2 protein-coding genes and 1 pseudogene are annotated in these 1,889 nt (G+C 60.9%); 2 read left to right on the top strand and 1 reads right to left on the bottom strand.

What is annotated here, in order from left to right:
• Positions 1 to 558, bottom strand: a 558-nt coding sequence (locus tag EOA86_RS32910) for a glutathione S-transferase family protein (RefSeq protein WP_164892246.1), incomplete at its 3' end; no start/stop codon positions are given.
• Positions 559 to 664: 106 nt separating this feature from the next.
• On the opposite strand from EOA86_RS32910, the gene EOA86_RS32915 reads away from it, so the two are divergent.
• Together EOA86_RS32915 and EOA86_RS32920 are read left to right on the top strand one after the other, a co-directional pair.
• A complete protein-coding gene (locus EOA86_RS32915) occupies positions 665 to 1,030 on the top strand; it encodes a helix-turn-helix domain-containing protein (RefSeq protein ID WP_065009653.1) in 366 nt (121 codons plus the stop codon).
• 551 nt (positions 1,031 to 1,581) lie between these two features.
• A pseudogene (locus tag EOA86_RS32920) lies at positions 1,582 to 1,889 on the top strand (MFS transporter); the annotation flags it as partial.

The raw sequence follows: 1,889 nt of genomic DNA on the forward strand, positions 1-1,889 counted from the left end.
GGGGTAGGAGGCGCCGTCGACCGCCTTGTGGAACTCCGCCCAGCGTGCCACGCCAATCAACGTGGTATCCGCCAGCGTCAGGCGATCGCCGACCAGAAAGTCCGTGTCGACGATCATCGCCTCAAGCCGGTCATGGCGTTCGGCAACGGCCTTGCGGCCAAACTCGCGCAAGGTCGCCAGCAGGACCGGCTCGGCCGATTCCATTTCATATGCAGCCCAGAGCGGGGTGAAAGCGGCGGTGAAACCGGTGTTCACGAAAGCCATCAGCTGATGCATCCGGTCGGCTTCCGGCGAGCGAGGATCGAAGCTGATGCGACGTTGCGTGTCGCGGGCTTCGAGCCAAGCGGCAATCGCCATGGTCTCGGTGAGCACTCTGCCTTCGTCCGTGATCAACACCGGCGTTTCCTGACGGCCGTTGATGCTGGCATAGGCGTCGTTCTTCATTTCGGTGAGCATGTCGACGCGACACAGGCGGTAAGGCTGTCCGAGGCGTTCAAAAGCAGCGACAAGCCCCATCGAACTTCCCGCCGGGACGCCGTAAAGGAGGATAGGTTCCATTTCTTTGTCTCTTCCATGTTAGGGATCACGCTGCGCAGCGAAGCTTGACCCTAAACGCTGGTCGTCCCATGTAAATTACGCACTATTCTGTAACCAGGGACCCGCCATGAAAGATGTCGTCTCACGCTGCCCGATCGAAGAGACCATGCGCGTGCTCAGCGGTCGCTGGCCCACCTTGCTGCTCTACTATCTCAAGGACGGGACCAAGCGCTTCAGCGATCTGAGGCGTGACAACCCGACCGTGTCGCACCGCATTCTGGCGCTGGAACTGCGCAAGCTGGAAGAAGCCGGGATTGTGCGGCGAACTGCGCATGCCGGCTATCCGCTACGCGTCGACTATGACCTCACGGCGCCCGGCCTCAAGCTTGTGCCGCTCATCGACGCCCTGGGCGACTGGTGGGAAGATACCGAGGACGATCGGGCCGGCCAGATTTCATCGACGCCGGAAACCAGGCTCGTCAAGGCGGCGTGACCAGTGGTGAAAACCTGATGCCTGCTACCCGAGGCTGGACACCGCTTTGCGTGGGATTTGCCGTCCGGGCCTAATGCCGCAATGCCGGGTAGCGCCAGAAGCCGTTATTGCCGAGCAGATACTCTAACGTCGCGTTCTGGGCCGCAAGCGGACCTGCGGCTTCGAGGCTCGGAATGTCAGAAGCGGACATTTTGGTGCCCTGCGTGCATCGACGTGAACTGACCCCTCTCGGACCTTCCCTAAATGCAAGATGACGAGCAGGTATTCTGACCCCCAACCCTACCCTTGACAGCCAAGGGCAATATGCGCCAGCTGCGTCTTCGGTCGTTACAAGCCGTTGACGCGATATGAATCAGCGTTGTTGGGCGGTAGCCTAAGGATTGAAGCCGATATGCGCTTCGCTGAAATGCCTAATGCGACTCCTCATGATCTTCCGGCCCCGTCGAGCGACACTGCCAAAGCCGGTGACGCCGAGGTGATGAGGGCAGGCTAGATCAGTGCAGCAGATCCGCCCGGCGACTTTTCTTTTTGCGGCACGAGCCCTGCGCGACATGGGCGACGGCTTCGTGGCAATTCTGTTGCCGGTCTATCTCTTGGCATTAGGCTTCGCGCCTCTGCAGGTCGGCATCATAGCAACCGCATCGCTGCTCGGTTCAGCGCTCATGACCATCGCCGCCGGACTCCTTGGTGCCCGACACGATCACCGCCAACTCCTGCTTGCCGCCGCCAGTCTGATGGTCGCCACAGGTCTGGCCCTTGCTGTGGTCCACGACTACGCGCTGCTTTTGGTGATCGCCTTCGCAGGCACCATCAACCCGTCGGCCGGCAGCGTCAGCGTATTCGTGCCTTTAGAGCATGC

The organism is Mesorhizobium sp. M5C.F.Ca.IN.020.32.2.1, assembly GCF_004023105.1.
GTDB classification, from domain to species: Bacteria; Pseudomonadota; Alphaproteobacteria; order Rhizobiales; family Rhizobiaceae; genus Mesorhizobium; species Mesorhizobium wenxiniae.